This window comes from Intrasporangium sp. DVR, from assembly GCF_040365325.1.
In the GTDB taxonomy this organism is placed as follows: domain Bacteria; phylum Actinomycetota; class Actinomycetes; order Actinomycetales; family Dermatophilaceae; genus Intrasporangium.
In genome coordinates, this window is sequence record NZ_BAABZW010000049.1 from 1 (window position 1) to 930 (window position 930).

Annotated in this window: 1 protein-coding gene; it reads right to left on the reverse strand. The window is 70.4% G+C overall.

Annotated features, from left to right (window positions below; translation table 11 throughout):
• Positions 1–820: ISL3 family transposase (locus tag ABWV20_RS19215; protein ID WP_353358079.1), on the reverse strand; the 820-nt coding region annotated here is incomplete at its 3' end.
• Between the last annotated feature and the right edge of the window lie 110 nt (positions 821–930).

The following is a 930-nucleotide window of genomic DNA, read 5'->3' on the forward strand; positions in this document are numbered from 1 at the left end:
GCTGGACCCGGCGCCGGCAGCGATCCAGGGCGTCACCGGCCAAACGGACCACGTGAAAGGGATCCATCACCGCGACCGCGTCTGGCAGCTCCTCGACGGCGGCGGTCTTGAACCCGGTGAACCCGTCCATCGCGACGACCTCCACCGCGTCGCGCCAGGACTGCTCACGTTCGGACAGCCACGTCTTGAACGCCTGCTTCGAGCGGCCCTCGACCATGTCCAGCAGCCGCGCCGGCCCGGTCCCGTCGCGGATCCCGGTCAGGTCGATGACCACAGTCACGTACTTGTCCCCGCGTCTCGTGTGCCGCCAGACGTGCTCATCCACCCCAACTGCGCTGACCCCGTCGAACCGGGCCGGGTCGTCGATCAGGACCCGCTTGCCCTCGGCGAGGACCGCGTCGTTCGCGGTGTTCCACGACACCCCAAGGCCCTCGGCGACCCGCGCGACGGTCAGGTGCTGGCACACGATCCCTTCCAGCGCCCACCGCAGCCCGCGCCGGGAGAGCTTCGCCCGCGGCTCGGCCGCGCGGCTCGTGTCCTGGCGCCACACGTGCCCACACCCGGTGCACCGGTAGCGGCGGATCGTCACCTCCAGCGTGGTCGGGCGCCAGCCGAGCGGCTCATGCGCCAGCCGCCGGGTCACGGTGTCCCGCGGGAGACCTTCGCAGCCGCAGCGGCGACACCACTGGTCGGGTTCGACCACACGGCAGGCCAGCACGGCCCGGTCCGGCTCGAGTCGTTGGCCGGTGACCTCGAGGCCGAGCTCCTCGAGGCGGCAGAACGTGGTCAGGTCAGGGGAAGCGAAGGTAGCGTCAGACACGTCGAGGTCTTCTGGATGGACGGCGTAGGAACCTCCATCATCGGGAGACCTCGACCCCTACTTGGACTCGGCCCCCGCACCAGCCGCTACACCCTCAACTGTGATGAGCC